Source organism: Ruegeria sp. CDSC079, assembly GCF_059610505.1.
In genome coordinates, this window is record NZ_JBXWNT010000001.1 from 534,689 (window position 1) to 557,826 (window position 23,138).

Consider the following 23,138-nt stretch of genomic DNA (forward strand, 5'->3'; position numbering starts at 1 on the left):
ATGACCGAGGCCCGGCTTCGGATCGATAAATGGCTGTGGCAGGCTCGGTTCTTCAAGACCCGAAGCCTGTCCGCCAAACAGGTCAGTGGCGGCCATGTCCGCGTCAACGGAAACCGGATCCTGAAACCGGCGCAGCCTGTGGCCCCCGGTGATGTTCTGACCTTCCCTCAGGGGCGGATTGTGCGCGTTGTGCGTATCGAAAAACTGGGTGATCGGCGCGGACCGGCAACCGAGGCGCAGACACTATATACCGATTTGACCGAAAAGCAGGACACGCAGCCGCGAAATCCAGGGTTTGAGGGAAAAGGTCGTCCCACCAAGAAGGATCGGCGTGTACTTGATCTTTCTCGCAATCAAGATAGCTGAACATATCTTGAAGCTGACGCCATACTGATTTAGCTAGACGCCCAAACCGCAAACGGGAAATTCACCATGACCTATGTTGTCACTGAAAACTGCATCGCCTGCAAATACACCGACTGTGTCGAAGTGTGTCCGGTGGATTGTTTCTACGAAGGTGAGAATACACTGGTCATCCATCCCGATGAATGCATCGATTGCGGAGTATGTGAACCTGAGTGTCCCGCTGATGCGATCCGTCCGGATACTGAGCCAGGCATGGATCAATGGGTCGAGTTTAATCGTAAGTTCTCCGAGCAGTGGCCGGTGATCGTGACGAAGAAAGACCCGCTGCCTGATGCAGAAGAGCGTGATGGCGAAGAGGGTAAGATGGAGAAATACTTCTCTGAGGCCCCCGGCGAAGGCGGCTAAGCGATTCGCGCTCTGAACTTGTCAGTTCAGCAGTGGGATGGCACCTTATCTATCTGTTTCTTAACACCTTTCTTTCATGTGGAAAGGGGCAGCCTTTCGAGTGTCTCAATTTTGTGATATACTCGGAAATTGAACGTTGATTGAGATGGGGATGACTCCGTAAGTATGCTCGCTTTGGAGTTCTGATTAGTTGAAAACACAGCAACCTGACCGGGCCGTACTGGCACGGGGTGGGTCGTTTTGTTGTCTGTCCCGCGCTCTCGTAACCAAGGAAGAACCTGTATGTCTAAGTCGAAGAAGCTTGAGTTTCGTCCCAACGACTATGTTGTTTACCCGGCCCATGGTGTCGGTCAGATCATTTCGATTGAAGAGCAGGAAGTTGCCGGATACTCGCTCGAGCTGTTCGTCATTTCCTTTGAGAAAGACAAAATGACCCTGCGCGTGCCGACCAACAAAGCGACCGAGTCTGGTCTGCGGTCGCTCAGCTCGCCAGATGTCATCAGCCAGGCGATGAAGACACTGAAGGGCAAGGCCAAGGTCAAGCGTGCCATGTGGTCCCGCCGGGCACAGGAATATGAACAAAAGATCAACTCGGGTGATCTGATCTCGATTGCCGAAGTTGTCCGCGATCTGCACCGCACCGATGATCAGCGCGAACAGAGCTATTCCGAACGTCAGCTTTATGAAGCCGCGCTTGAGCGTCTGACCCGCGAAGTCGCGGCAGTATCCGGCGCAGGTGAAGTGTCGGCAGCCAGGCAGGTGGATGAGGTTCTGACCTCGCGCGCGGCAGCGGCGGCCTGAACCTGCTGAAATCAAAGTTTTAAGGCCATCCCCGCAAGGAGGTGGCCTTTTTATATTGCAGTCACCTATTGAAATCGGGGCCACTAAACCTGCGTAGCTACGGCCAAAAGAAACCCTATCTCGGCCAGTTGTTGAGTAGCGCCCAGTATGTCACCGGTCTGACCCTCGATCTTGGCCTTGGCTAGCATCGTCATTGCCACCGCAGAGAAAGCGGCAATCAGCGTAGGGAAAACCACCTGCAACCCGATCATTGGCAGAGTGAGCAGCAGCGCCATGGCCCCGCCGAGTATCACCGCGGTCGATCCGGGTGCGCCCACTGAATGGCTAAGGCCTGATTGGCGGGCATTTGGAAGGACGGACATAACAACAGGCATCATAGCCCGCGAAACGATGCATGCGGCCAATATGGTGGTAAAACCCGCATTCGAAAGGATCGCAGTAATCAACGACACGCGCAGCAATTGCGAAGAAATCAGGGCAAGGACGCCATAGGTGCCGATCTGGCTGTCCTTCATAATCTCTAGCCGCCGTTCAGGAGTGAAGCCGCCCCACAGCCCGTCGGCGGTATCTGCAAGCCCATCCTCGTGCATCGCGCCGGTGGCGATGGTCAGGACAAGAACGACAAGTATGGCACATGCTATCGACGGGAGCCCCATAGCCGTCGCCATCCATCCCACAGCACAGGCCAACATGCCGACAACAAGCCCCGCCAATGGAAAGGCCCAAACGGCGCTGGCCTGACGCGAGAACACTCTGTCAGGCAGCCGCGGCACGGGCAAACGCGTCAACAGGACCAAAGCCAGCGGAATATCCCAGGCAGAAATGAGCTTGGTGTCGTTTTTTAGCACTCCTGCGCCTTTCAGGGTCTTGTCGGTTTGATCGCTTCGGTTAAACACGCAGGACCACTCTGATGCAACGAGGCTTTGGATGCTGCCCGAAATTAACAATCTGAATTCTTTCCGCGAAGCTGTCCGGCAAGCCTCCGGGCCCGATGATGCCGCTGCGCAAGGGGCGACTGACCGTAATGGGCAGCTGACCAAACCTCCGGGCGCGCTTGGTCGGTTGGAAGACCTGGCAATCTGGTATGCAGGCTGGCGCGGGGATGCCCGCCCGCAGATCACCTCGCCGCAGGTTATCGTGTTTGCCGGAAACCACGGTGTCACAGCACAGGGTGTTTCGGCCTTTCCGCCGGAAGTGACCGTGCAGATGGTGTTGAACTTTGAACATGGCGGGGCGGCCATCAACCAGCTGGCCAAGGCGGCTGGGGCAACGATGGATGTCCACGCGCTGGAGCTTGAACGACCGACCGCGGATTTCACATCAGGTCCAGCTATGTCAGAGGACGACCTGTTGCAGGCGCTGCGCACCGGGTGGACTGCGGTCAGACCAGACGCCGATCTTCTTGTTGTTGGTGAAATGGGTATCGGCAACACGACCCCCGCAGCGGCGATTGCTTGCGCCTTGTTCGGAGGTCAGGCGGGCGATTGGACTGGTCGCGGAACAGGTGTCGATGATGCGGGATTAGCAAACAAAACCCGTGTGGTGGCCGAAGGTGTTACGCTACATGGCGGTTCGGGCGATGGGCTAGAGATTCTGCGCCGTCTGGGCGGACGCGAGATCGCCGCTATGGCCGGAGCCATTGCCGCCGCACGCGCGCTGCACATTCCGGTTATTCTGGATGGCTTTATCTGCTCAGCGGCCGCCGCGTGTCTGTCTGACCTTTCAGAGAGCGCGCTGGATCACACGATCGCCGGGCACCAGAGCGCGGAAGGTGCGCATGGCGCTGTGTTGGCCAAGCTCGGTAAAGAGCCTTTGCTGAAGCTGGGGCTGCGACTAGGTGAAGGCTCTGGCGGGGCGCTGGCGATCAATATCCTCAAAAGCGCTGTTGCCTGTCATTCCGGCATGGCGACCTTTGCCGAAGCTGGCGTCTCGGACGGTTGATCCGCGCGGCCTGACCGTGAGTTGAAGGTCAGGCCGATTTTTTGTCGTTTTCTTCCGCCAATTCCAGCAGTTCGGTCTCAAGGTCTTTTTCCAGCTGCTGCGCACGCTCGATGTATTTTTTGTTCTCGGCGGTGGGCAGCCCGGGAATCCAGAGCTCTGCCAGTTCACGAACCGACATGCGATCATGGTGGTAGAAAGTCTGTTCGGCCTGCGCTGCCTCGTATTCGCTGAGACCCACATTCTCGAGCACATATCGCCCGGCCCGTAATGAGCCATCGAATGTCTCGCGCACTATGTCGTTCGCGCCGGCTTGATACAGCTCGTACACATGGGTCCGATCCCGTGCCCGCGCGACGATGTGTAGGTCTGGGCGCTGGCGGCGCGCATAGCCGACAAGACGCGTCACCTTCTTGCGATCATCCATCGCAGCCACCAGAACAGATGCTTTTTCAAGGCCGGCCGCGCGCAACAGTTCCGGACGGGTCGGATCCCCCAGGAACCCTTTTACGCCAAAGCGACGCATCAGCTGGATGGTTTCGATGTTATGGTCAAGAACGATGGTTTTGAACCCGCTTGCCTGCACCAGACGATTGACGATCTGACCAAATCGCCCGATCCCGGCGATGATGACCGGGCCTTTCTCGTCGATCTCATCCGGTTCGGGTGCCGGAGTGCCATCCCCCATCCGGCGCGAGAGAAGATCATAAATGATGAACAAAAGCGGCGTGATCAGCATGGTCAGCGCAATGATCATCAAAAGTTTTTGTGACAAATCCCCTGGAATCACATTCTGCTGGGTCGAAAACGCCAGCAGGACAAAGCCGAACTCACCCGCTTGCGCCAGCCCCAGTGTAAACAGCCAGTGATCGCGTCCGCGCAGTTTAAAGGCGCGGCCAACCAAGAACAGAATGATCCCTTTGACCAAGATTACCAACAGGGCCAGTCCGATCAGGTCGAAGGGGTCGTCAAAGAAATAGGCGACATCGATGCCTGCGCCAACGGTGATGAAAAACAGACCAAGGAAAAGGCCTTTGAACGGCTCTAGGTCGCTCTCCATTTCATGCCGGAACTCGGAACTGGCCAGCACCACACCTGCAAGAAACGCGCCCAGAGCGGGTGACAGGCCAACCAGCGTCATCAGGAAGGAAATGCCAACCACAATCATCAACGCCAGCGCCGTATACATCTCGCGGAGGCGAGTCGCATGAATAAAGCGGAACAAGGGCCTGGTCAGGTACACTCCGGCGAGAATGACGAAACCGATCGCGGCAATGGTGACAAGCGTTACCGCCCACCCTGGCAACCCCTCGACCAATGACAAGCTATGATGCGCCGCGCCGTGGTGCCCCGTGGATATGCGGTTGATAGATCCGTCATTTGCAATCTGGGGAATGGCAGGCAGAGCCAGCAGTGGAAGCAGTGCCAGGATTGGTATGACCGCGATGTCTTGAGTCAGCAGTACTGAAAAGGTCGCCCGTCCTCCGTTCGTTTTCATCAAGCCCTTTTCCGACAGGGTCTGCAAAACAATCGCAGTTGATGACAGGGAAAGCGTCAGCCCCACTGCCAGGGCTACGGACCATGGATGATTTGCATACATGGCGACGCTGGCGATCACTGCGGTCGATAAAAGCACCTGGAGGCCGCCAAGCCCCAAAAGCCTGTCCCGCATATCCCAAAGAGCGCGCGGTTCCAGTTCAAGTCCGATCAGGAACAGCATCATGACTACGCCGAATTCAGCCACATGCTGCAGGTTTTCCGTTTCCGCACCCACCAATCCGAACAACGGCCCTATGACAAGGCCCGCGGCCAGATATCCCAGTACAGAGCCCAGTCCCAGACGCGCCGAAAGCGGCACGGCGATCACAGCCGCAGCCAGATAGATCGTCGCCTGGTAAAGGAAGTTGTCCATGATCGTCCTTTCAATGCGCTCAGGTGGGCAGGGGGGCGTCGCGTTTGAGCTGATCCATAACGATTTGGCTTTGTATCCGAGCCACTGCAGGATGTGGAAGGATTACCTGATGAAGCAAGCGATTAAGCGCGGATAGATCGTCGCAATAGACATGTAGTAAATAATCGGCCTCACCTGTCATTGTCCATGCGCTGGTGATTTCGGCGCGTGTTTCGACCATACGGGCAAAGCCTTCAGATTGCTCGGGGCCGTGCGTACTCAGATGAACCTGAACAAAACCCTGCACCTGCAACCCTAACTTTAGAGGATCGAGGCGTGCGACATAGCTGGTGATATACCCTTCAGCTTCCAGCCGTTGGCGCCGGCGACCAGCCTGACTGGGCGACAGGTTCAACATCTCTCCAAGTTGATGTGCTGTTAGGTGGGCGTTTTTCTGCAGCGCTGACAGCAGGCGCGTATCAGTGGAATCAAGCATGTGCGGAAAAACTCCGTGATTGGCCAATCTTATGCGCAATTTACGCGCGCTCCTTTAAGTTATTGGAAAACTATGCGCGAAAAAAGTGCCGATTAAGACGTATTTTGAAATCAGCAAATAAATTCCTGTATTAACGGAGACGCGCCATGGGTCCTTTCCCTCACAACGCCCCGAAATCAATCATATCGGATGAAAACCCCGCCGGAACCGATGGGTTCGAGTTTGTCGAGTTCGCACATCCCGAGCCGCAAGAGCTGCGCGATCTGTTCGCAAAGATGGGATTCGCGCTGGTCGGTCACCACAAGGACAAGCCTGCGATTGAGTTGTGGCAACAGGGTGATGTGACTTACATCCTGAATGCAGATCCCGACAGCTATTCTGCCCGGTTCGTGGGCGAGCATGGCCCTTGTGCTCCGGCGATGGGATGGCGCGTCGTGGATGCGCAGAAAGCCTATGAGCACGCTGTAGCGAAAGGGGCTGAACCTTATGACGCGGCAGACAAGACACTGAATGTGCCTGCAATCAAGGGGATTGGCGGATCGTTGATCTATTTCATTGATCAATATTACGAAACATCGCCCTATAATCAGGAATTCACATGGACCGAACAGTCCAAGCCCCGGGGGGATGGGTTCTATTATCTCGATCACCTGACCCACAATGTTTACAAGGGCAATATGGACAAGTGGTTCAAGTTCTATGGTGATTTGTTCAACTTCCGTGAAATCCGTTTTTTTGACATTCAGGGCAAATTCACCGGTCTTTTTAGCCGCGCGCTGACGTCTCCATGCGGGCGTATCCGCATTCCGATCAACGAAGATCGCGGCGAAACCGGGCAGATCGTTTCCTACTTGAAGAAATACAAGGGCGAGGGCATCCAGCATATCGCTGTGGGCAGCGAGGATATCTATGCCTCGACCGATGCGATTGCCGAAAAGGGGCTGAAGTTCATGCCCGGCCCGAACGAAGCCTATTATGAGTTGTCTAAAACCCGCGTGGTCGATCATGAAGAGCCGTTGGACCGGATGATGAAGCACGGCATTCTGATTGATGGAGAGGGCGTTCTGGACGGTGGTGAGACCCGGATTCTGCTGCAAATCTTCTCGAAAACGGTCATCGGACCGATTTTCTTCGAGTTCATTCAGCGCAAAGGCGACGATGGGTTTGGCGAGGGTAACTTTAAGGCGCTGTTCGAATCCATCGAGCGAGAGCAGATTGAAAGTGGAGAAATTTCAGCAGCTTGATGCAAGAAGGTAATCCTGCGTGGTGACCCGCGCAGGCCGCCTCTTAACCACGTGGCATCTTGAGAACTACGTTTCGCCCGCGTTTCTGATAGCGCAATTCATTGTCGCTGATAGCAATGACATTGCCGCCGTCAAGCCTGTCCCCGATCTTGAGCTTTTTGTACCTGCCGCTGGGCAGCCGAACCAATGCGCGGCGATTGGATGGGCTGCCGTAAACCCCGATCAGGTTCAGTTTCCGCAGGTTGATTGCATTGTCGATTGTGGCCTGCCGTGCAACCGAAGCCGAGGATGGGATTTTGGGCGCTGTGGTTTTGGGCTGGAACGTTCCGACCTCATTGTTGAGCTGTTCAATTCCAGCTGCCGAACCCAAAGTCGCAGTACCTGCACTGGCCTGCCGGGTCAGTCCGGCCGGTCGGAGTTTGGGGCGCGGCACCCTCATTTCCGCAAGGGGCTCAGTCGATTCCGGGGGCGGCGGGGCACGCAACAGGGATTCCGGGCGCGGTTTCGGGCGAATTCCGGACAATTCCTTCAATGTACGCCCTTGAAGCCGTTGCCGTTCAAAATTTTCGGCCAGGTTCTCGGGCCTTGGTTTTGGTCGCAATGTCGCCAGCCTGTTGTCGACCACTTCCTCAACAGGTGCCTTTTCCAGCCGGACCAAAGCCGATGGAGGGGGAGTTTTAGAAGGTGTTCCCAAATAGACAACCACCCCGTCCGGGTTCAAGACACCTTCTTTGGTTGGTATTACCAGCCCGCGCTCATCAAGGCTGAACCTAGCCCCGGCAGCGGTTGAAAGTGGTTCGAAATCAAATGGCAGGTCGGTGTCGTATGTGTGTACTGGCGGCAATGCGATTGCATCACGCGACAGATTCGAGTCGTCTTTGGAGGCCAGATACAGCTCAATTTGCGGATCCTGCGCTGGCGCTATCAAAAGGCCCGGTGACGTGATTTCGATCTCCGGCTGTGTCGGAACTAACTGAGGTTCAGGCTCAAGCTCGATTTCGTCTACCAACGCGGGCGCAACGTTCAGCGCCTCAAGAATGGCCTGGTCGGTTGCAGACAGCTCTGGCTCTGATTCAGAGGTCGGTGCCATTTCTGGTTCTGCGGTCTCGGGCACTGTGACTTCGGCCTGTGCTGCGGGTGTCTCTGCAGGCTCGACAGGTCCAGAACTCGGCTCGAGTTGGGATATTGTTTCGTCCAGCAGGGCCAGTTCTGAATCGGCAGGGGCAGGGCTGTCTTCTCTGAAAAGACTCCATATGCCACCGGCTACCAACATCAAAGCCACCGCCGCTGCAATTCGCACTGATGGCAGAGAGGCCCAGTTAGGTGCGGCCACTTTTTGGACAGGCCAAAAGCTGGTCGGAGCGGTAGAATCGGCGATCGCGTGAACAACCGGACTATCCTGCGCGGGGTCTGTGGCGATCGCTTTGGGCGCGTTTGTGGTCGCAGGCGCGTCCCCAAGCGGGAAAAACGGTTCGGTCGGAAAGTCATCTGTTTCATATGCAGCGCTGAACGCGACCGGAACGAATCCGTATCCCAGCACAAACCCCCGAGCTTCCTCCAGTGTATCGCGTGGAACGACGGCGACGCATGTGGTCGCCCCGTCATGTGCCGTGACATATACCAGCTCTGTCAGATCATAAGGGGTGGCATCGGATACAGCGTTTTGCACAGCCTGTTCGGTGTCTTCGAAGGATGATCCGGCGGCCTCAACCTTGATGAATTTGACCTGATCCCTTGGGATGATGACCTTGCAGCTCAGGTCATTTTCAAGCGCAAACCCCTTGTCCCGAAGCGCTTTCAACTGCTCTTCCAAGTTGGAGGCATCCAACGACACCTCACCTATGGCGAACCAGTCGCCATCGGAATTGTGGTGCAAAGAAATTCCGGTTGTAGAAATGGACAGCGCAAAAGCGGGTTTCATAATCCGGAGGAACCATAATTGTCAGTTGCAATGCAAACGATGCCTCGTCCGCAGACCGACATTAAAGCAGGATCTCGCCGAGGGAAAGAAAAAGCCTGCGTCTCCTCTTGCCCCGTGACCCGGTGCAGCCCCATGTTGAAATCAGGATAATTGGAGGGAAGATATTGAAGAAAATCGCTTTTCTGGCCGCTGTGCTGGCCATGACGTCGGTAGGGATGGCAACTGCGGAAGAACGTCGCATCATTGTTGATGCGGTAGGCATGGTGCATGTGGCCCCGGATATGGCCACCATTACCCTGGGTGTAACAAACGAAGATGCACAGGCATCAAATGCGATGCAAGCGACTTCGGACGCGGTGGCCAAAATTCTGACTCGACTGGATGAGATGGGGATCGAAACCCGTGATGTGCAAACACGTGATCTGTCTTTGTCGCCGGTATGGTCTGGGCGGAACAGTTCTAGCGGAGAGCGGCCCGAGATTTCCGGCTTTGTCGCATCCAACAGCGTCGTGGTGCGTGTTCGCGATCTGTCGCAGCTGGGTACCATCATGGATGCGGTCATTGACGACGGGGCCAACAATTTCGGCGGGCTGAGTTTCGGAATTCAGGACCCTGCACCGCTTGAGGCACAGGCGCGGGCCAAAGCTGTCGGTGAGGCGCGGGCAAAGGCCAACCAACTGGCACAGGCGGCCGAAGTCACGCTGGGACCGGTTCAGATGATCCGCGAACAGGCCGGAGGGTTCAATCCCATGCCTCAAATGCGTGCAATGAACATGGCGGCTGAGGGCGGCGTTCCGGTTTCCGGGGGCGAGATTTCGGTCTCGGTCAACGTGTCGATGGAATTTCTGATTTCCGACTAGGATGTGTCGCTGGTTCGGGCCATCAGGGATTGCCGCTGCTGGCCCGACTGATCAAAATTATCTGGTGAAAGCCAGGCCTCGAAAGCAGAGCGGATGCGCGGCCATTCTGTATCGAGGATTGAATACCAGGCTGTATCGCGGTTGCGCCCCTTATAGTGGGTGGCCTGCCGAAAGATGCCCTCGAAGGTAAAGCCCAGCCTTTGGGCCGCACTGCAGGACGGGGCATTCAGCGCGTCGCATTTCCATTCGTAACGGCGATACCCCAGCTCGTCGAACACGCGGCGCATCATCAAGTACATCGCCTCGGTGGATTTCGGGCTGCGTTGCAATAGCGGTGAGAAATGGATGTGCCCAACCTCGACCACACCGGCCGCAGGTTCAATCCGCAGGAACGAGGCCAAGCCAATCGGGGTGCCATCACCGTCTAGCACTGTATGGAACATGGGATCGGCATCCATACAGGACGCGCGGGTCCAGGCGGCGAAATCTTCTTCGCTGTCGAATGGGCCATAGGGCAGATAAGTCCAGTTCCGCCCATCAGTGTCATTGGCAAACGCCCGGTACAGACCGGGCGCATGCCTGTTCACATCAAGGGGCACGACCGAGCAATAGTGGCCTTCCATCGGCGTATATGGCGGCGTCGGGCGCGGAAAACTGCCCGAAACCGGCCGGCCGACGGGTTGGCCAAGATCGTTGGTATCGTGCCCAGCCATTTGTCAGGCCGTTGCCTTGGCCAGCGCCTGATCCAGATCGGCAATCAGATCGTTGGCGTCTTCGATGCCAATGGAAACCCGAACAACGCCGGGACCGGCGCCTGCGGCCTCTTGCTGTTCCGGGGTCAGCTGACGGTGGGTGGTCGAGGCCGAATGAATGATCAACGACCGCGCGTCGCCCAGGTTGGCCACATGGCTGAAGATCTCCAGCGCGTTCACCAGTTTGACACAGGCGTCATAGCCGCCCTTGACCGCAAAGGTGAACAGCGCACCGGCCCCTTTGGGGTAATGCGTCTTGACCCGGTCGTGATAGGGCGACGACGGCAAGCCCGCATAGGTCACATATTCCACGCGGTCATCGGCCTCTAGCCAGGCTGCGATCTTTTGCGCGTTCTCTACATGACGCTCCATTCGCAAAGACAGGGTCTCGATTCCCATCAGCGTGTAGTGCGCCGCCTGTGGGTTCATCGTCATGCCCAGATCACGCAGGCCGATGGCGATGCCGTGGAATGTGAAGGCCAGCGGACCGAATGTCTCGTGGAATTTCAGCCCGTGATAGGCCGGTTCCGGCTGGCTGAGCGAGGAAAATTTGTCATTCGCGGACCAATCGAACTTGCCCGAATCCACGATACAGCCGCCGGTGACAGTGCCGTTGCCGGTCAGGTATTTGGTGGTTGAATGCACAACCAGCGTCGCGCCGTGCTCAATCGGGCGGCACAGATAGGGTGTGGCCGAGGTGTTGTCGACGATCAGCGGAATGCCGGCGCCATCCGTCACATCCGCCAGTGCGCGGATATCGGTGACATAGCCGCCCGGGTTGGCGATGGATTCGCAGAACACCGCTCGTGTATTTTCGTCGATCGCGTCCTTCACAGCATCCAGATCGTCAGTATCCACAAACTTGGCAGACCAGCCGAACCGTTTGATCGTCTGGCTAAACTGAGTGATCGTGCCGCCATACAGCCGGGTCGAGGCCACCACGTTGCAGCCAGGTCCCATCAGCGGGAACAGTGCCATGATTTGGGCGGCATGACCGGACGAGCAGCAAACTGCTCCAACGCCACCCTCAAGCGTTGCCACGCGTTCCTGCAGAACCGCCACGGTGGGATTGGTCAGGCGGGAATAGATAAAGCCGACTTCCTGCAGGTTGAACAGAGCCGCCGCGTGGTCTGCATCGCGAAACACATATGCCGTTGTTTGATAAATCGGCGTCTGACGCGCACCTGTTGCTGGGTCAGGGCGTGCGCCTGCGTGAATTTGAAGCGTGTCGAAACCGTAGGTGGGGCCGTCAGACATGGTGAAAATCTCCTGTTGAACTATGAGTTGCAGAATCTCTAGGCGATTGGACGCGTGCGCACAACATTGCTGTCAGCGCATCCATAGACCTTTGCTTTTGATCTTGTTGCGAATGACCTGCTCGCGCTGAGGCAGGTTTTCGCGATCGAACATCTCGCGTATTTTGTGCCCTTTGCGCTGGAGCACCAGTTTCTTTATTGGGTCATAGCCCTTGAGCACTTTCTTGAACTTGTTGGGCGCAACCACAGTTTCCAGAACCTCGATCACATGGTCGCTTTCGCGGGCATACAGCAGAGGAAACAGACGGTAGTGGCACGTGACCGACCCGTCCAGCAGGCCAGTGGGCAGTGCGTCGCGGCCGCCGCCAAGGGCATGGATAATCAGCGGTAATGCGACCTGATCCAGCCATGGGTCCAGTGTTTGGCCCGCGAGTTCCGGGATATCCTCATCCCGGATGGTGCAGGCATATTCCAGGAACCGTTCGCCGAACTGGCGTGGGCATCTGTAAAAGAAATAACCCGCATTGAAATACAGGTAGCGCCGCCAGTATTCGGCTGGTTGGGCCTTGTCCAATGAGCTGTCGAAATCCAGTTCGAACCGCTCATACAGGGCGCGCCAGATACCGTCATACCCCGGACCATACAGGGTCGGGCGCGGCCATGTTCCCTCGACTTTCAGCGAGGCACCGGGGCGGTCAAAATCGAAGGGCACACTATTCAGGTCTCCGGTGACAAGCGTATCGCTGTCGAAAAAGACAAACGGTTCCCCCTCGGGCAGGGCCAAGAGCGCTTCGATCTTGTTTCCATAGGGATAGCTTCCACCGAAAGCCCGGTTTTCAAACGGTAGAATTTCGGCCCCAAGCTGATGTAGCGCTTTCAGGACATCCTCATCCTGAATGCTGGGATCCTGTGACCATCGGGCCCCCGGTTGAGGAACGGCAACGAACAGGCGGCCAGCGAAATCGGGACAGCTGTGTCGTAACGAGGCTGCAAACAGCAGTGCCTCGTATTGCAGCCGATTGTTTTGGCCGATGACCACGATATTGAATTTATTGTTGGCGGTCTGCATCGGGCGTCTCTCGGGTTCGTGGCGTTGGGCCAGCACTGCTCGAATTTTGGTTGGGCGTACACTAGGTAGAGACGTGGCACAAAACCAGATGTGATCATAGATCATGCATCTGAATTTTGAATTCAGGACTTGCGCAACCATCTAGAGACCAGACCAAACAGGAGAAGCCGCATGAGAGTTAACGCAGATTTCACAAAACGTGTTGCTGTGCATTTCGACCGGAATGACTGGATTGCGTCACCTGCCGCAGGGGTCGAGCGCAAGATGTTGGACCGGATCGGGGAAGAGGTCGCCCGCGCCACCACGATTGTCCGCTTTGCCCCAGGAAGCGCCTTTGCCGCCCATACGCATGATGGAGGAGAGGAGTATCTGGTGCTGGAAGGTGTGTTTCAGGACGAAACCGGTGATTTTCCTGCAGGTAGTTATGTGCGCAATCCTCCGACATCTTCCCACACGCCTTCGGCAAAAGAAGGCGCGACGATACTAGTCAAACTGCACCAGTTTGACCCTGAGGACAGGACCGAAATTCGTCGGTCGATTACTGGGGATTCGAATCTTCAGCTTTTCAAGGACTCACGCGAAGATGTTCGCGTATTGAATCTGTCACCTGGCGAAAAGCTGGATCTGGATGCAGTCGATGGGTTGGAGTTGTTTGTCATCGCAGGTTCGGTGCAGGAATCCGACGAAGAATTTTCGGTCTGGGACTGGTTGAGATTACCGCCAGGTGCGCGTTCCACTGCTTTGGCAGGAGCAGAGGGCGCGCGAATTTGGATCAAATCCGGGCACCTGTCACAGATGATCTGAGCGGTTCCGGCCCAAAAAACTAGCAATGTACAGTAAAAAACCGGGTGTTTCGGCCTGGTTACTCATTTTTTGACCATTTGGCAAAATTTACCATTTGATAAAAAATCAGATTGTGCCAAGCTGAGGCCATAACAACATATCTACAGGGAGTAGAGCGATGGCACAGGGCCAGATGGTCCCCGGCATAGTCTCCGGGAGGCTTTCCAGCGATGAGCTGACCTCGAATTTCACGGATCTGCATCCACCACTTGCCCCGCATGAGGCCGCAGTGGCCGCGGATCGGTGCTATTTCTGCTATGACGCGCCGTGTGTGACGGCCTGTCCGACAGACATTGATATTCCATTGTTCATGCGCCAGATTCAGGCCGGTCAGCCTGAAGCTGCGGGTGAAACCATCCTTGGCCAGAATATCTTGGGTGGCATGTGCGCCCGTGTTTGTCCGACCGAAACGCTGTGCGAGGAAGTCTGCGTACGCGAAACCGCCGAAGGATCGCCAGTCGAGATCGGGCGTTTGCAGCGGTTTGCTACTGACAGCGTTATGGCATCGGGCGACCATCCGTTCCAGCGCGCCGCATTCACCGGCAAAACGGTGGCCGTGATCGGGGCAGGGCCCGCAGGGCTAGCCTGTGCGCATCGGCTGGCGATGCTGGGGCATGATGTGGTCATTCACGAAAGCCGCCCAAAACCCGGCGGTCTGAATGAATATGGAATTGCCGCCTATAAATCGACCAATGATTTCGCTCAGGCTGAGATCGATTGGTTGCTGAGGATCGGCGGCATCACCATCGAGACCGGATCGGTGCTGGGCGAGGGCCTGTCGCTGGATGGCCTTGTTGACAACTACGATGCGGTTTTCCTGTCCATCGGTCTGACAGGTGTGAATGCATTGCGAGCGGGCGGCGAGGATCTGACCGGCGTGCGCGACGCGGTCGACTTTATCTCGGATGTGCGTCAGGCAGCCGATCTGGCTGAGCTGCCCGTTGGGCGGAATGTCGTCGTCATCGGAGGCGGCATGACCGCGGTTGACGCAGCTGTAAAGTCGAAATTGCTGGGCGCGGAAAACGTCACCATCGCCTACCGGCGCGGACGCGAGGCGATGGGTGCCAGCCGCTATGAGCAGGATCTGGCCGCATCGCACGGTGTCAGGATCATGACCAATGTTCAGCCCGTAGCCGTACACGGCAACGGGGCAGCCGCCGAGATCGAATTGGAGTATACTGCCAGCCATGACGGTCAGTTGAAGGGCACCGGCGAGAAAACCCGCCTGCCTGCCGATCAGGTGCTGAAGGCAATAGGTCAGACGCTGGAAGGAGCGCCCGAAGGGCTGACGTTGGACGGGAACAAGATCGCCGTCACGGGCGCCGGGCGCACATCGGTACAAGCGGTCTGGGCCGGAGGCGACTGCGCCGCAGGCGGGGATGACCTGACCGTGACCGCAGTGGCCGAGGGGCGCGATGCCGCGATGGATATCCACGCAAGTCTGATTGCGTGAAACTCAATGATCAAGATGCCTGCAAGCATCAGGGAGGCCGGATAAATGGCTGATTTGAAATCGAACTTTCTGGGAATTGAAAGCCCCAACCCATATTGGCTGGCATCTGCGCCGCCGACGGACAAGGAATATAACGTCCGCCGTGCCTTTGAGGCCGGATGGGGGGGTGTCGTGTGGAAAACACTCGGGTCCGAAGGTCCACCGGTCGTCAATGTTAATGGCCCGCGGTATGGGGCGATCTACGGCGCAGACCGTCGGTTGTTGGGTCTGAACAATATCGAGCTGATTACAGACCGCCCATTAGAGGTAAACCTTGAAGAAATGGCGCGGGTTAAGGCTGATTATCCAGATCGCGCCCTGATCGCCTCGATCATGGTGCCGTGCGAGGAAGAAGCCTGGAAGGCTATCCTGCCGCGTGTTGCCGAAACCGGTGCCGACGGGATCGAGCTGAACTTTGGCTGTCCACACGGGATGAGCGAGCGCGGGATGGGGGCGGCCGTAGGGCAGGTTCCGGAATATATCGAGATGGTGACGCGCTGGTGCAAGAAATACTATGACCGACCGGTCATCGTGAAACTGACGCCGAATATCACTGATATCCGCAAGCCGGCAGAAGCCGCAAAGAATGGTGGTGCGGATGCAGTATCGCTGATCAACACGATTAACTCGATTACCAGTGTCAATCTGGATAGCTTCAGCCCTGAACCCTCGATTGACGGCAAAGGCAGCCACGGTGGCTATTGTGGCCCCGCAGTGAAACCGATTGCCCTGTCGATGGTGTCCGAGATCTCGCGTGGACAGGCAACGAACGGAATGCCGATCTCGGGTATTGGCGGTGTGACCACCTGGCGCGATGCAGCAGAGTTTATGGTATTGGGTTGCGGCAATGTTCAGGTCTGCACGGCAGCGATGACCTATGGGTTCAAGATCATTGACGAACTGACGGCGGGCCTGTCGAAATGGATGGATGAAAAAGGGTATCAGGACGTCTCGGAAATTGTCGGTCTTGCGGTTCCGAACGTGACCGACTGGCAATATCTGAACCTGAATTATGTCGCCAAGGCCAAGATTGATCAGGATCAGTGCATCAAGTGTGGTCGTTGCTATGCCGCCTGCGAAGACACCAGCCACCAGGCCATTTCAATGTCCGAAGAGCGCGTGTTCGAGGTTATGGATGACGAATGTGTGGCCTGTAACCTGTGCGTGGATGTGTGCCCGGTCGAGGGATGTATTTCCATGGTGCCGATGGACGCTGGCGAAATCGACCCGCGCACGGGACAGGAAGTGCAGCCCGAATATAGCAACTGGACAACCCATCCCAACAATCCAATGGCGAAAGCCGCCGAGTAGTCCAAGAAAATTCGTCGAATCTTCTTAGAACAGGATGTCGATGGGGGGCGTTGTGGCAGTTTGCGACATATTAGGTGGCGGTGCGGATCAGATGATATCCGCGCCTCCTCACTTAGTCTTGGAACGCCTTATGTCCCACTTCTCGCTCTACCCACCCAACGAAAGCCTTACCACGGCACCTGTGTGTGGACAGGGAAGAAAAGAGTAGCGTCATCCTAGGCTCAGGGTGAGCGGATTCCGGCTAACGAAAACCTAAGGCGCCAGCAATTTGCGGTAGAGCGTGTCGATGAACGGTTCAGCACCTTCAAACGGATCTTCGTCGCCAAGAATTGCCCGAACCTGGACATCGAAATCCGCATAATGCTGTGTCAAAGCCCAGATCGAGAAAATAAGGTGGTAGGGATGGAGGCGCGCGATTTTACCCTGATCCATCCAGGCCGTAAGGATTGCGGTCTTCTCATCCATCAAAGTTTTGAGATCATTGGACAATGCATCGTGTATGCGTGGCGCACCCTGGACCAGTTCATTGGCAAACAGACGGCTTTCGCGCGGAAGTTCCCGGCTCATTTGCAGTTTGCGATGGATATAAGCGCGTATCTCTTCCAATGGGTCCCCGTCGGCGTCGAGATCATGGAGAGGGGCCAGCCAAATCTCGAGAAGGCCAGATAGAAGGGCCGTGTGAATCGCTTCTTTTGAGGGGAAATAATATAGAAGATTCGGCTTGCTCAACCCGGCCTCGGCAGCAATCTGGTCGACGGTGGCACCGCGGAAACCGTAGGCAGAAAACACGTTCAAAGCGGCTTCTAGAATTGCAGCGCGGTTTTTTTTCTGAATTCGTGTTGGTGCGCGGTCTTTGGACATGTCTTTGCCTGTCTGATTTTTGGGCTCGCAAGTGCGGAATATGCCAAAAATTCCCACCGAGCTCTGCTAATTCTTGACTGATGTCGAACCCGTGATAGCGTGAGTTTGACCAGATGGTCAAATCAAGACACCAAAAGCGAGCAAATCGCAAGCAACAGGGAAGACTAGGATGGCAGCTCCGGCGCAGAACCTCAGGATCAATGGCGACAGGTTGTGGGACAGCCTGATGGAGATGGCCAAGATTGGCCCGGGTGTTGCGGGGGGCAATAATCGTCAGACCCTGACGGATGAAGATGCGGCAGGCCGCGCGCTGTTTCAGAAATGGTGCGAAGAGGCCGGGTGCACCATGGGGCTGGACCAAATGGGCAATATGTTTGCGCATCGAGAGGGCACGAACCCCGAGGCATTGCCGGTCTATGTGGGTTCACACCTGGATACGCAGCCGACAGGCGGCAAATATGACGGTGTTCTGGGTGTATTGGGCGGGCTGGAAATCATCCGCACGCTCAATGATTTGGGAATCAAGACCAAACATCCAATCGTTGCGACCAACTGGACGAATGAAGAAGGCACGCGCTATGCACCTGCGATGCTGTCCTCGGGGGTTTTTGCCGGGATGCATACGCAGGATTGGGCTTATGACCGTGAGGATGCCGATGGTAAGAAGTTCGGAGATGAGCTGAGCCGCATTGGCTGGCGCGGTGACGAAGAGGTTGGTGCCCGAAAGATGCACGCCTTTTTTGAGCTGCATATCGAACAGGGCCCCATTCTTGAGGCCGAGGGGAAGGATATCGGCGTTGTCACCCATGGTCAGGGTCTCAGCTGGACCCAGATTACAGTTACCGGAAAGGACGCCCATACCGGGTCTACGCCGATGCCGATGCGCAAGAATGCCGGATTGGCGATGGCGCGTATCCTTGAAAAGGTTGACGAGATTGCTTGGTCCCATGCGCCCCACGCGGTGGGTGCGGCGGGGCATATTGATGTGTTTCCGAATTCGCGTAACGTGATCCCGGGGAAAGTTGTGTTTACTGTCGATCTCCGTTCGCCCGATCTGGACGTGATCACCGATATGGAAAATCGTCTGCGCGTAGCGGCCGAAGATATCGTGGATGAGATGGGCCTACAGATCGAGTTTGAGAAGGTCGGCGGATTTGATCCGGTGCAATTTGATGAAGGCTGCGTGGCAGCCGTGCGCGACGCGGCTGAACGGTTGGGTTATTCTCATACAGATATCATTTCGGGCGCCGGTCATGATGCCTGCTGGATCAACCGGGTTGCACCAACAGCGATGGTGATGTGCCCTTGTGTGGATGGGCTAAGCCATAACGAAGCCGAAGAAATCAGCAAGGATTGGGCTGCCGCCGGGGCGGATGTTCTGTTTCATGCGGTCGTAGAGACGGCTGGTATTGTGGAATAGGGGGCTCTGCCCCCGTCGTCCGTTGGGCGACTCCCCCCGAGGTATTTGTAGCCAGATGAAGCAAGCGGCGCAGACCGCATCAGGGAGATTGATATGAGCACTGTTATCAAGAACGGGACCGTCGTAACCGCGGATTTGTCTTACCATGCGGATGTGAGGGTCGAGCATGGGGTGATCACCGAGATTGGGCCGGGCCTGAAAGGTGACACGGAACTGGATGCGACAGGCTGCTATGTGATGCCTGGCGGGATCGACCCGCATACGCATTTGGAAATGCCGTTCATGGGCACCTATTCCAGCGATGATTTTGAGAGCGGAACCCGGGCGGCATTGGCCGGAGGAACCACGATGGTGGTTGATTTCGCTCTGCCCAACCCAGGTGAAAGCCTGTTGGATGCGCTCAAGCGCTGGGATAACAAGTCGACACGTGCAAATTGCGACTATTCTTTCCACATGGCGGTGACCTGGTGGGGCGAGCAGGTGTTTGATGACCTCAAGACGGTGATCGAGACACGCGGTATCAACACGTTCAAGCATTTCATGGCTTATAAGGGCGCGTTGATGGTCAATGACGATGAAATGTATGCTTCGTTCAAGCGTCTTGCCGAGCTGGGTGGAACGGCCATGGTGCATGCCGAGAATGGCGATGTTGTTGCCGAGCTCAGCGCCAAGCTGTTGGCCGAAGGCAATACAGGCCCCGAGGCACATGCCTATTCCCGTCCGCCGCAGGTCGAGGGCGAAGCGACCAACCGCGCGATCATGATCGCGGATATGGCCGGAGTGCCGCTGTATGTGGTGCACACATCGTGCGAAGAGGCGCATGAGGCCATTCGGCGTGCCAAGATGCAGGGCAAGCGGGTGTGGGGGGAACCTTTGATCCAGCATCTGACCTTGGATGAGAGCGAGTATTTCAACCAGGATTGGGACCACGCGGCGCGGCGGGTCATGAGCCCTCCGTTCCGAAACAAGCAGCATCAGGATAGCCTGTGGAACGGATTACAATCTGGTTCGTTGAGTGTCGTGGCCACCGACCATTGCGCCTTTACGACGGATCAGAAACGCTTTGGCGTGGGGGATTTCACCAAGATCCCGAACGGTACCGGAGGGTTGGAAGACCGGATGCCGATGCTGTGGACTCATGGGGTGAACACTGGTCGGCTGACGCCAAATGAATTTGTGGCAGTCACTTCAACAAACATCGCCAAGATATTGAATTGTTATCCAAAAAAGGGCGCAGTTCTTGTAGGTGCCGATGCCGATTTGGTGGTGTGGGATCCTGAGAAAGGCAAGACGATCAGCGCGAAATCGCAGCAATCTTCGATCGACTACAACGTGTTTGAGGGCAAAGAGGTCAAAGGCTTGCCGCGCTTTACTCTGACCCGTGGGCAGGTTGCAGTGCATGACGGAGAGATCAGGACTCAGGAAGGCCATGGCCAATTTGTTGAACGCGAGGCCAATACAACCGTCAACAAGGCGCTGAGTACTTGGAAAGAGCTGACAGCGCCGCGACCGGTGGTACGCACGGGTATTCCAGCAACCGGTGTATGACAGAATATGTGGCAGATATCACGTCTTATTACGGTTTAAGTTCAAGGGGATGGAATGAATATTGAAACCGCTGCACCGCCTGTAATCGAGGCGCGGCAACTGGATCTGACCTTTCAGACCAATGACGGGCCGGTCCACGCTCTGAAGGATGTGAACCTGACCATCGAAAAGGGAGAATTCGTCAGCTTCATCGGGCCCTCCGGCTGTGGTAAGACCACCTTTTTGCGGTGCATCGCTGCGTTGGAAACACCGACTGGCGGGACATTGACCGTCAACGGTATGACTCCGGATGAGGCGCGGCGGAAACGGGCCTATGGTTATGTATTTCAGGCCGCGGGTCTGTACCCTTGGCGCACCATTTCCAAGAACATCAAGCTCCCGCTTGAAATCATGGGGTTTACAGCTGCCGAGCAGGAAGAACGCGTAAACAAGGTTTTGGAACTTGTTGATCTTGAGGGGTTTGGTGGAAAGTTTCCCTGGCAGTTGTCGGGTGGAATGCAGCAACGGGCCAGCATCGCACGGGCGTTGGCCTTTGATGCGGATATCCTGCTTATGGACGAACCTTTTGGCGCGTTGGATGAGATTGTCCGCGATCACCTGAACGAGCAGCTTCTGGCGCTTTGGGCGCGGACTGAAAAGACCATTGGGTTTGTCACCCATTCCATCCCTGAGGCCGTCTATCTGAGCACCAAGATCGTTGTAATGAGCCCTCGGCCCGGACGGATCACTGACGTGATCGACAGTCCGTTGCCGAAAGAGCGGCCGCTCGATATTCGCGACACGCCGGAATTCATCGAAGTTGCCCATAGGGTGCGAGAAGGGTTGCGCGCGGGGCATTCGGATGAATAACAGCGGGTTCAAGGCATTCTGGGCTGTATTGACGGTACTGGCCGTCATAGTAGCCTTTTGGTACGCCGCTTGTATTCCGATGAATATCAAAGGCGTTCTGACCGAACAGGAACGGGCCGGCGCCACAGTTCAGCCACCCTCGGCAAAAGATCGTCGCGATCTGTCCGAATTCAGCCTGGTTCTGGACAATAGCTTTGCCATTCCAGCCACGTGGGAACAGGATCGTCCACGGTTGCCCGCTCCGCATCAGGTGGCCGTTGAGATATGGAAGACAACGGTCCAGAAGAAAATCACCTCAAAGCGCTCGCTGGTTTATCACGGCTGGGTGACGCTGAGTGCGACGATACTGGGTTTTGCCATTGGCACCGGCCTGGGAATTCTGCTGGCTGTTGGGATCGTACATAGCCGGGTCATGGACCTGTCGGTCATGCCCTGGGCGATAGTCAGCCAGACCATCCCGATCATCGCTCTGGCCCCGATGATCATTGTGGTCCTTTATTCTGTTGGCGTGCAGGGGATCATCCCCAAGGCAGTCATATCGGCCTATCTCAGCTTTTTTCCTGTCGTGGTGGGCATGGTCAAAGGTTTGCGCAGCCCGGATGCGATGCAACTGGATTTGCTGCGTACCTATAGCGCGAGCCACGCGCAGGGGTTCTGGAAACTGCGTTTGCCGGCCTCGATGCCGTATCTGTTCACATCGCTGAAGATAGGCATTGCGGCTTCATTGGTAGGGGCCATCGTGGGGGAATTGCCCACCGGGGCAGTTGCGGGACTGGGCGCGCGCCTGCTGGCAGGCAGCTATTATGGTCAGACCGTGCAAATCTGGTCGGCCCTGTTTGCGGCGGCGATTCTGGCGGCCTGTCTTGTGGGGCTTCTGGGGCTGATTGAAAAGTCGGTCCTGAAACGGATGGGGATTGCGCAATGATACCAATTCTGGGCGCACTCGGTGTGTGGCTGTTGGGATGGTGGTTGAACAGCCGCTTGGCCAGCGGGCCCTATGCTGATACGCGGATGGTCCGGTTTCTGGCTCCGCTGATCTTTGGTCTGACTATCATCATCATCTGGGAGCTTTTGGTGCGCGGCCTTGAGGTGTCTTTGGTCATTCTGCCCGCTCCATCGGTTATCTGGATTCGGTTCTGGGACAGCTTGCCAACGCTTTGGATGGATTTCGTGCAAACCATCATCAAGGGCGCGCTGAGCGGTTACATCATCGGCTGTGGAGCCGCCTTCCTGATGGCGATTGCAGTGGACCGGTGGGATTTTCTGCGCCTTGGGCTTTTGCCCGTGGGCAACTTCGTGGCCGCTCTGCCGATTGTTGGCACCGCGCCGATTCTGGTCATGTGGTTCGGGTTCGACTGGCACTCCAAAGCGGCGGTGGTTGTCGTGATGGTCTTTTTCCCAATGCTGGTGAACACCGTCGCCGGGCTGCGCGAGGCGACAGCAATGCAGCGCGACCTGATGGAGACTTATGCCGCCACGTATTGGCAGAGCTTTCTGAAGCTGCGCTTGCCTGCCGCGATGCCATTTGTTTTCAATGGTCTCAAGATATCCACCACCCTTGCATTGATCGGCGCTATCGTGGCCGAGTTCTTTGGCTCACCGACGCTTGGCATGGGGTTTCGGATATCAACCAGCGTGGGGCAGCTCTCACTGGATATGGTCTGGGCCGAGATCGTAGTGGCGGCTTTGGCCGGGACATCATTTTATGGTCTGGTGGCCATGATCGAAAAGGCGGTGACCTTCTGGCACCCGTCGCAACGCGGATAAGAATTCAACAGACCCCAAAAATGAAAAATGGGGCGCCAACTGAAACTA

22 protein-coding genes are annotated in these 23,138 nt (G+C 56.4%); 14 read left to right on the plus strand and 8 right to left on the minus strand.

Going from position 1 to position 23,138, the window contains the following annotated elements; translation table 11 throughout:
* The 3 genes from AC2FIC_RS02755 (at position 1) to AC2FIC_RS02765 (ending at position 1,572) form a co-directional block, all read left to right on the plus strand.
* Complete coding sequence (locus AC2FIC_RS02755; protein ID WP_496687609.1) at positions 1 to 366, plus strand: RNA-binding S4 domain-containing protein; 366 nt, start codon at positions 1 to 3, stop codon at positions 364 to 366.
* A gap of 66 nt (positions 367 to 432) precedes the next feature.
* Positions 433 to 771, plus strand: a complete 339-nt coding sequence (gene fdxA, locus AC2FIC_RS02760; RefSeq protein WP_085821728.1) for a ferredoxin FdxA — start codon at positions 433 to 435, stop codon at positions 769 to 771.
* Positions 772 to 1,053: 282 nt separating this feature from the next.
* Positions 1,054 to 1,572, plus strand: a complete 519-nt coding sequence (locus tag AC2FIC_RS02765; RefSeq protein ID WP_142634416.1) for a CarD family transcriptional regulator — start codon at positions 1,054 to 1,056, stop codon at positions 1,570 to 1,572.
* Between the two features lie 83 nt (positions 1,573 to 1,655).
* Here AC2FIC_RS02765 and cobS read toward each other — a convergent pair whose 3' ends face one another.
* On the minus strand, positions 1,656 to 2,420 hold the full coding sequence (gene cobS / locus AC2FIC_RS02770) for an adenosylcobinamide-GDP ribazoletransferase (RefSeq protein ID WP_496690725.1): 765 nt from the start codon (positions 2,418 to 2,420) through the stop codon (positions 1,656 to 1,658).
* A gap of 79 nt (positions 2,421 to 2,499) precedes the next feature.
* Between cobS and cobT the strand changes: the two genes are divergently transcribed.
* Positions 2,500 to 3,513: a nicotinate-nucleotide--dimethylbenzimidazole phosphoribosyltransferase gene (cobT, locus tag AC2FIC_RS02775; protein ID WP_496690724.1), complete on the plus strand. Its 1,014-nt coding sequence runs from the start codon at positions 2,500 to 2,502 to the stop codon at positions 3,511 to 3,513.
* A gap of 28 nt (positions 3,514 to 3,541) precedes the next feature.
* Here cobT and AC2FIC_RS02780 read toward each other — a convergent pair whose 3' ends face one another.
* Together AC2FIC_RS02780 and AC2FIC_RS02785 are read right to left on the minus strand one after the other, a co-directional pair.
* Complete coding sequence (locus AC2FIC_RS02780; RefSeq protein ID WP_142634410.1) at positions 3,542 to 5,422, minus strand: monovalent cation:proton antiporter-2 (CPA2) family protein; 1,881 nt, start codon at positions 5,420 to 5,422, stop codon at positions 3,542 to 3,544.
* A 19-nt stretch (positions 5,423 to 5,441) separates the two neighbouring features.
* Complete coding sequence (locus AC2FIC_RS02785; RefSeq protein WP_142634408.1) at positions 5,442 to 5,897, minus strand: Lrp/AsnC family transcriptional regulator; 456 nt, start codon at positions 5,895 to 5,897, stop codon at positions 5,442 to 5,444.
* Between the two features lie 146 nt (positions 5,898 to 6,043).
* On the opposite strand from AC2FIC_RS02785, the gene hppD reads away from it, so the two are divergent.
* Positions 6,044 to 7,141 (plus strand): 4-hydroxyphenylpyruvate dioxygenase, encoded by a 1,098-nt coding sequence (gene hppD / locus AC2FIC_RS02790; RefSeq protein WP_281994757.1) that lies wholly within the window; start codon positions 6,044 to 6,046, stop codon positions 7,139 to 7,141.
* Between the two features lie 43 nt (positions 7,142 to 7,184).
* Here the strand turns inward: hppD and AC2FIC_RS02795 are convergent, their stop codons facing one another.
* Complete coding sequence (locus tag AC2FIC_RS02795; RefSeq protein ID WP_496700756.1) at positions 7,185 to 9,062, minus strand: hypothetical protein; 1,878 nt, start codon at positions 9,060 to 9,062, stop codon at positions 7,185 to 7,187.
* A gap of 164 nt (positions 9,063 to 9,226) precedes the next feature.
* Here AC2FIC_RS02795 and AC2FIC_RS02800 point away from each other — a divergent pair, with 164 nt between their 5' ends.
* Positions 9,227 to 9,922, plus strand: a complete 696-nt coding sequence (locus AC2FIC_RS02800; RefSeq protein WP_282021349.1) for an SIMPL domain-containing protein — start codon at positions 9,227 to 9,229, stop codon at positions 9,920 to 9,922.
* On the opposite strand, the gene AC2FIC_RS02805 is transcribed toward AC2FIC_RS02800, so the two are convergent.
* From AC2FIC_RS02805 to AC2FIC_RS02815, 3 genes are all read right to left on the minus strand, one after another.
* Positions 9,919 to 10,635, minus strand: coding sequence for a GNAT family N-acetyltransferase (locus tag AC2FIC_RS02805; RefSeq protein WP_496690722.1), 717 nt, complete (start codon positions 10,633 to 10,635; stop codon positions 9,919 to 9,921). The two genes, AC2FIC_RS02800 and AC2FIC_RS02805, sit on opposite strands and share 4 nt — an antisense overlap.
* Before the next feature lie 3 nt (positions 10,636 to 10,638).
* Positions 10,639 to 11,931 carry an O-acetylhomoserine aminocarboxypropyltransferase/cysteine synthase family protein gene (locus AC2FIC_RS02810; protein WP_271946534.1) on the minus strand — a complete coding sequence of 431 codons (1,293 nt, stop codon included), beginning with the start codon at positions 11,929 to 11,931 and terminating at the stop codon, positions 10,639 to 10,641.
* Positions 11,932 to 12,003: 72 nt separating this feature from the next.
* Positions 12,004 to 12,999: a GT-B fold glycosyltransferase domain-containing protein gene (locus AC2FIC_RS02815; protein WP_496690721.1), complete on the minus strand. Its 996-nt coding sequence runs from the start codon at positions 12,997 to 12,999 to the stop codon at positions 12,004 to 12,006.
* Between the two features lie 171 nt (positions 13,000 to 13,170).
* Between AC2FIC_RS02815 and AC2FIC_RS02820 the strand changes: the two genes are divergently transcribed.
* The 3 genes from AC2FIC_RS02820 to preA all read left to right on the plus strand — a co-directional run bounded on the left by AC2FIC_RS02820 (position 13,171) and on the right by preA (position 16,645).
* Positions 13,171 to 13,803 carry a cupin domain-containing protein gene (locus AC2FIC_RS02820; RefSeq protein WP_496690720.1) on the plus strand — a complete coding sequence of 211 codons (633 nt, stop codon included), beginning with the start codon at positions 13,171 to 13,173 and terminating at the stop codon, positions 13,801 to 13,803.
* A 157-nt stretch (positions 13,804 to 13,960) separates the two neighbouring features.
* Positions 13,961 to 15,295 carry an NAD(P)-dependent oxidoreductase gene (locus AC2FIC_RS02825; RefSeq protein ID WP_496690719.1) on the plus strand — a complete coding sequence of 445 codons (1,335 nt, stop codon included), beginning with the start codon at positions 13,961 to 13,963 and terminating at the stop codon, positions 15,293 to 15,295.
* Positions 15,296 to 15,340: 45 nt separating this feature from the next.
* On the plus strand, positions 15,341 to 16,645 hold the full coding sequence (gene preA / locus AC2FIC_RS02830) for an NAD-dependent dihydropyrimidine dehydrogenase subunit PreA (protein WP_496690718.1): 1,305 nt from the start codon (positions 15,341 to 15,343) through the stop codon (positions 16,643 to 16,645).
* Positions 16,646 to 16,897: 252 nt separating this feature from the next.
* On the opposite strand, the gene AC2FIC_RS02835 is transcribed toward preA, so the two are convergent.
* The gene (locus tag AC2FIC_RS02835) at positions 16,898 to 17,506 is read right to left on the minus strand and encodes a TetR family transcriptional regulator C-terminal domain-containing protein (RefSeq protein WP_496690717.1); all 609 of its coding nucleotides are present in this window, start codon (positions 17,504 to 17,506) and stop codon (positions 16,898 to 16,900) included.
* Between the two features lie 169 nt (positions 17,507 to 17,675).
* Here AC2FIC_RS02835 and AC2FIC_RS02840 point away from each other — a divergent pair, with 169 nt between their 5' ends.
* From AC2FIC_RS02840 to AC2FIC_RS02860, 5 genes are all read left to right on the plus strand, one after another.
* Positions 17,676 to 18,926: a Zn-dependent hydrolase gene (locus tag AC2FIC_RS02840; RefSeq protein ID WP_496690716.1), complete on the plus strand. Its 1,251-nt coding sequence runs from the start codon at positions 17,676 to 17,678 to the stop codon at positions 18,924 to 18,926.
* A 93-nt stretch (positions 18,927 to 19,019) separates the two neighbouring features.
* Complete coding sequence (gene hydA, locus AC2FIC_RS02845; RefSeq protein WP_496690715.1) at positions 19,020 to 20,474, plus strand: dihydropyrimidinase; 1,455 nt, start codon at positions 19,020 to 19,022, stop codon at positions 20,472 to 20,474.
* A gap of 54 nt (positions 20,475 to 20,528) precedes the next feature.
* Entirely contained in the window at positions 20,529 to 21,323 is a 795-nt protein-coding gene (locus AC2FIC_RS02850) for an ABC transporter ATP-binding protein (RefSeq protein ID WP_271946553.1), read from the plus strand.
* The gene (locus AC2FIC_RS02855; protein ID WP_496690714.1) at positions 21,316 to 22,248 is read left to right on the plus strand and encodes an ABC transporter permease; all 933 of its coding nucleotides are present in this window, start codon (positions 21,316 to 21,318) and stop codon (positions 22,246 to 22,248) included. The genes AC2FIC_RS02850 and AC2FIC_RS02855 overlap by 8 nt, the downstream gene beginning before the upstream one ends.
* Entirely contained in the window at positions 22,245 to 23,090 is an 846-nt protein-coding gene (locus AC2FIC_RS02860; RefSeq protein ID WP_142634378.1) for an ABC transporter permease, read from the plus strand. The genes AC2FIC_RS02855 and AC2FIC_RS02860 overlap by 4 nt, the downstream gene beginning before the upstream one ends.
* Positions 23,091 to 23,138: the final 48 nt, after the last annotated feature.

Excerpts from the sequence above, each read along its gene's own strand:
- AC2FIC_RS02855 (WP_496690714.1), top strand. The coding sequence starts at position 21,316 with ATGAATAACAGCGGGTTCAAGGCATTCTGGGCTGTATTGACGGTACTG.
- AC2FIC_RS02850 (WP_271946553.1), top strand. The coding sequence starts at position 20,529 with ATGAATATTGAAACCGCTGCACCGCCTGTAATCGAGGCGCGGCAACTG.
- AC2FIC_RS02765 (WP_142634416.1), top strand. The coding sequence starts at position 1,054 with ATGTCTAAGTCGAAGAAGCTTGAGTTTCGTCCCAACGACTATGTTGTT.
- AC2FIC_RS02825 (WP_496690719.1), top strand. The coding sequence starts at position 13,961 with ATGGCACAGGGCCAGATGGTCCCCGGCATAGTCTCCGGGAGGCTTTCC.
- AC2FIC_RS02755 (WP_496687609.1), top strand. The coding sequence starts at position 1 with ATGACCGAGGCCCGGCTTCGGATCGATAAATGGCTGTGGCAGGCTCGG.
- cobT (WP_496690724.1), top strand. The coding sequence starts at position 2,500 with ATGCTGCCCGAAATTAACAATCTGAATTCTTTCCGCGAAGCTGTCCGG.
- AC2FIC_RS02820 (WP_496690720.1), top strand. The coding sequence starts at position 13,171 with ATGAGAGTTAACGCAGATTTCACAAAACGTGTTGCTGTGCATTTCGAC.
- AC2FIC_RS02810 (WP_271946534.1), bottom strand. The coding sequence starts at position 11,931 with ATGTCTGACGGCCCCACCTACGGTTTCGACACGCTTCAAATTCACGCA.
- AC2FIC_RS02840 (WP_496690716.1), top strand. The coding sequence starts at position 17,676 with ATGGCAGCTCCGGCGCAGAACCTCAGGATCAATGGCGACAGGTTGTGG.
- AC2FIC_RS02785 (WP_142634408.1), bottom strand. The coding sequence starts at position 5,897 with ATGCTTGATTCCACTGATACGCGCCTGCTGTCAGCGCTGCAGAAAAAC.
- AC2FIC_RS02835 (WP_496690717.1), bottom strand. The coding sequence starts at position 17,506 with ATGTCCAAAGACCGCGCACCAACACGAATTCAGAAAAAAAACCGCGCT.
- AC2FIC_RS02795 (WP_496700756.1), bottom strand. The coding sequence starts at position 9,062 with ATGAAACCCGCTTTTGCGCTGTCCATTTCTACAACCGGAATTTCTTTG.
- hppD (WP_281994757.1), top strand. The coding sequence starts at position 6,044 with ATGGGTCCTTTCCCTCACAACGCCCCGAAATCAATCATATCGGATGAA.
- AC2FIC_RS02805 (WP_496690722.1), bottom strand. The coding sequence starts at position 10,635 with ATGGCTGGGCACGATACCAACGATCTTGGCCAACCCGTCGGCCGGCCG.
- hydA (WP_496690715.1), top strand. The coding sequence starts at position 19,020 with ATGAGCACTGTTATCAAGAACGGGACCGTCGTAACCGCGGATTTGTCT.
- fdxA (WP_085821728.1), top strand. The coding sequence starts at position 433 with ATGACCTATGTTGTCACTGAAAACTGCATCGCCTGCAAATACACCGAC.
- preA (WP_496690718.1), top strand. The coding sequence starts at position 15,341 with ATGGCTGATTTGAAATCGAACTTTCTGGGAATTGAAAGCCCCAACCCA.
- AC2FIC_RS02860 (WP_142634378.1), top strand. The coding sequence starts at position 22,245 with ATGATACCAATTCTGGGCGCACTCGGTGTGTGGCTGTTGGGATGGTGG.
- AC2FIC_RS02780 (WP_142634410.1), bottom strand. The coding sequence starts at position 5,422 with ATGGACAACTTCCTTTACCAGGCGACGATCTATCTGGCTGCGGCTGTG.
- AC2FIC_RS02815 (WP_496690721.1), bottom strand. The coding sequence starts at position 12,999 with ATGCAGACCGCCAACAATAAATTCAATATCGTGGTCATCGGCCAAAAC.